This is a genomic window from Natrinema soli (genome assembly GCF_028618695.1).
Window position 1 is genome coordinate 1 of the sequence record NZ_JAQIVI010000570.1, and the last position, 3,695, is coordinate 3,695.

General features: G+C 66.1%; 3 protein-coding genes and 1 pseudogene. 3 read left to right on the plus strand and 1 reads right to left on the minus strand.

The genetic code is table 11. The features are described 5' to 3' along the window. Together PGX04_RS26720 and ftsZ are read left to right on the plus strand one after the other, a co-directional pair. A pseudogene (locus PGX04_RS26720) lies at positions 1–736 on the plus strand (D-aminoacyl-tRNA deacylase); the annotation flags it as partial. Between the two features lie 158 nt (positions 737–894). Further along, on the plus strand, positions 895–2,067 hold the full coding sequence (gene ftsZ, locus PGX04_RS26725; RefSeq protein ID WP_273741264.1) for a cell division protein FtsZ: 1,173 nt from the start codon (positions 895–897) through the stop codon (positions 2,065–2,067). A gap of 190 nt (positions 2,068–2,257) precedes the next feature. Here ftsZ and PGX04_RS26730 read toward each other — a convergent pair whose 3' ends face one another. Then, the gene (locus PGX04_RS26730) at positions 2,258–2,893 is read right to left on the minus strand and encodes a rubrerythrin family protein (RefSeq protein WP_273741265.1); all 636 of its coding nucleotides are present in this window, start codon (positions 2,891–2,893) and stop codon (positions 2,258–2,260) included. A gap of 106 nt (positions 2,894–2,999) precedes the next feature. Here PGX04_RS26730 and PGX04_RS26735 point away from each other — a divergent pair. After that, a partial coding sequence (locus tag PGX04_RS26735) for a rhodanese-like domain-containing protein (protein WP_273741266.1) occupies positions 3,000–3,695 on the plus strand: 696 nt, incomplete at its 3' end.

A 3,695-nucleotide genomic window follows, 5' to 3' on the forward strand; every position in this document is an offset into this window, starting at 1 on the left:
GGCGTGGGCGGTCGGCCACGTCGCGGCCGACTGGGCGCTCGAGGCGATGGATCACCCGACGACCCACCGCGCGGTCTTCGAGCGGGCCTTCGAGGCCAGCGACGCCGACATCGCGCTGCTGGATGGGGAGTGGCCGGTTCTCGAGGAGACGCTCGCGGATCTCGACTGCCGCATCGTGAGCGAGACGTGGCTTCGCGAGGTCGACGACCGCCCGCTCGAGGTCGTCGACGCGGTCGAGTCCAAACTGGGGGCTGTCGACGACGGGATCCGCTTCGGCGACCGGCTCGCGGAGTCGGTCACCGTCGTCGAGCTGCCAGCCGATCTCGTGAGTACTGCACAGGGGATCGACCCCGATCGCGTCCGAGCGATCGTCGAGACGAACAGCGTTGCCTTCGCGACGGAAAACGGCGGGAGTCGCGTCGGTTCGCGGGCGGCGGTCACCGATACTGCTGTCGACAGCGAAACCGGGGACGATAACGACTCGAGCGACCGCCGGAATGCGATCATCGCGGAACTGGCTGCCGTCCTCGAGGCAAAGTACGACGCGGTGACGATCGAGGACGATGCCGTCGTCGCCGAGGAGACGGCGTTCGACCCCGCGCTGGCTCAGCAGGTTGGCGTTCCAGAAGGACCGAAGTTCGGCGCGCTCGCCGACGGCGAGTCGGTCACCGTCGACGGGGAAACGATCAGTCCCGAGAGAGTTACGACCGAACGGACGCGACGATTTCCGATTTGATTGATCCGGAAAACGATAGTAATACGTAGTTATCAGCCCCCTCCCTCCGAATCCGTCTGTTATTCATTCAGACATATAAAAATCAATTAACGTGTCAGACATCCGTCTGACGTGTAGGGGAAAGGTAATTATGCTCCATTGTTTAGACAGTGCCAAGAATGGACTCCATAATCGACAACGCGATCGACGAGGCCGAGGACGGGGAGGCCACGGCCCCCGACGACGCCGCGCCACAGGGTGGCGGATCGGCAGACGCCGGTCCGGAAGACGGGCATCAGACGGGAACGATGACCGACGACGAACTGGAAGACGTCCTGCAGGACCTCCAGACCGACATCACGGTCGTCGGCTGCGGCGGTGCCGGCGGCAACACCATCAACCGCATGCACGAGGAGGGCATCCACGGCGCGAAGCTCGTCGCCGCCAACACGGACGTTCAGCACCTCGTGGAGATCGAGGCCGACACCAAGATCCTGATGGGAGAGGAGAAAACGGGCGGACGCGGGGCCGGTTCGCTCCCGCAGGTCGGCGAGGAAGCCGCCCTCGAGAGCCAACAGGACATTTACGACGCCATCGACGGTTCCGACATGGTCTTCGTCACGGCCGGCCTCGGCGGCGGCACCGGGACCGGCTCCGCGCCGGTCGTCGCCAAGGCTGCCCGCGAGGCCGGCGCGCTGACGATTTCGATCGTGACGACGCCGTTTACCGCCGAGGGTGAAGTTCGGCGGACGAACGCCGAAGCGGGCCTCGAGCGCCTGCGCGACGTGAGCGACACCGTCATCGTCGTTCCCAACGACCGCCTACTCGACTCCGTCGGCAAACTCCCCGTCCGGCAGGCGTTCAAGGTCAGCGACGAGGTGTTGATGCGCTCGGTGAAGGGCATCACGGAACTCATCACGAAACCCGGCCTCGTCAATCTGGACTTCGCCGACGTCCGCACCGTCATGGAGCGCGGCGGGGTCGCGATGATCGGGCTCGGCGAATCCGACTCGGAGGCGAAAGCGGAGGACTCGGTCAAGACCGCGCTCCGCTCGCCGCTGCTGGACGTCGACATCTCGGGCGCGAGTTCCGCTCTCGTCAACGTCACCGGCGGCAACGACATGGCCATCGAAGAGGCCGAGGGCGTCGTCGAGGAGATCTACGACCGGATCGACCCCGACGCCCGCATCATCTGGGGGACCTCGATCGACGAGAGCCTCGAGGGCAGCATGCGGACGATGATCGTCGTTACCGGCGTCGAATCGCCGCAGATCTACGGCCGGCCCGACGGCGAGGACGCCGTCCAGCCCGAAGCGCCTGCGCAGGGCGAGGACATCGACTTCGTCGACTGAGTCGACGGCTCCTCAGAACGTCGTCACCGCGTACGCCGACTATCCCACTACTGCAGTTCGTCGATCCATACCCGACACTGACGTCGGCAGTCCATTCTTCACCGTTCCCGCGCGGTCCATCTTTCAATAGAAGTGCGTATGGCTTTCGTACCCCCGGACGGCAAGCGGTCGGCCGACGCGCGGGAACGGTTCAACAGATCGGCTTCGGATCGAGGCCGAGGTCGTCCAGCGAGTCCGCGTACGCCTCGTACGCGATATCGATCACGTCCTCGGCGACCGTCCGTGCGCGGTCCCAGTCGTCGCTTCCCTCACAGACGTCTGCCAGCAACTCGATCGCCCGGTCGCCCTGCGCTCCCGTCTCGGATCGCAACTCTCGGAAGACGTCGGCGCGCCGTTCGTCGCCTTCGTTGACGAAGAAGTTCACCACTTGCAGGTGGGTCCGGTCGGCGACCAGGGACCGCCCGACGACGCCGCCGAGGTGGTCCACCGTCGTCTCGAGCGTTCGAAGGCGGTCGTGCATCGGGTCGGCGTCCGTATCGTCGGGTTCGTGTTCGCCGTCAAGGAGGGCCACGACCCAGTCGTAGTGGTCGCTCTCTTGTTCGGAAAATTCGGCGAAGGCGTCCTGTGCGTCAGTGTATTCCTCATCATCGGCCCACGACTCGAAGGTCTCCATCGCGGCGCGTTCGCCGTCCGCGACCGCCCGGAGGACCGCCTCCGTCGTCAGGTTCGCGTCGGTCCGGGCGACCAGTAGCTTCGACGAACCGAGGCGCTCGAGTTCGACCGACATCGATTCCTCGATCGTTCGCTGGAATTCGTCGGCGTCCATACCGAGACGACGCCGTCGAGCGTGTTGAACGTTGGTGGCGACGCGGGTGATCGGTGTCGGTACGACGTGGCGCGGCTTTACCCGCCTCGAGCGCGTATCGCGTCCCATGAGCGACCGGAGCGACGCCGCCGACCTACTGGCCGACGAGGCCAACGAGGCCGACGAGACGCCGTCGATCACCCCCGACGCGCTGGCCGATCGGCTGCGATCCGGCGACGAACTGACCGTCCTCGACGTCCGCGACCGCGACGAGTTCGAGCGCTGGCACCTCGAAGGAGAGGGTGTCACGGCCGTCCAAATACCCCATATGAAGTTCATTCAGGCCGAAGCCACGGGCGGCGCGGACGATCTCGTGGCCGACCTCGAGGAACCGATCCTTGCCGTCTGCGGGCGCGGCGAGGCGAGCGCCCACGCCGTCTCCCTCCTCCGGGGGGCGGGCATCGACGCGGCCAATCTCGCCGGCGGGATGGACGCCTGGGCGGATCTCTACGTCGCTCGCGAACTCGACGTCGACGCGCCCGCGACGGTCGTGCAGTACGACCGTCCCTCGAGCGGCTGTCTCGCCTACGCGATCTACAGCGACGGCGAGGCAGCGGTGATCGATCCGCTTCGAGCGTTCGCCGATCGGTACGTTGACGACGCAGACGATCGGAACGCGATGATCAGGTACGCGATCGACACGCACGTCCACGCCGATCACGTCAGCGGCGTTCGAACCCTCGCGGAACGGACGAACGCCGAAGCGGTCGTCCCCGAGGGCGCAACTGACCGCGGGCTGGCGTTCGACGCGACGACGGTCGAC

Excerpts from the sequence above, each read along its gene's own strand:
- PGX04_RS26730 (WP_273741265.1), bottom strand. The coding sequence starts at position 2,893 with ATGGACGCCGACGAATTCCAGCGAACGATCGAGGAATCGATGTCGGTC.
- ftsZ (WP_273741264.1), top strand. The coding sequence starts at position 895 with ATGGACTCCATAATCGACAACGCGATCGACGAGGCCGAGGACGGGGAG.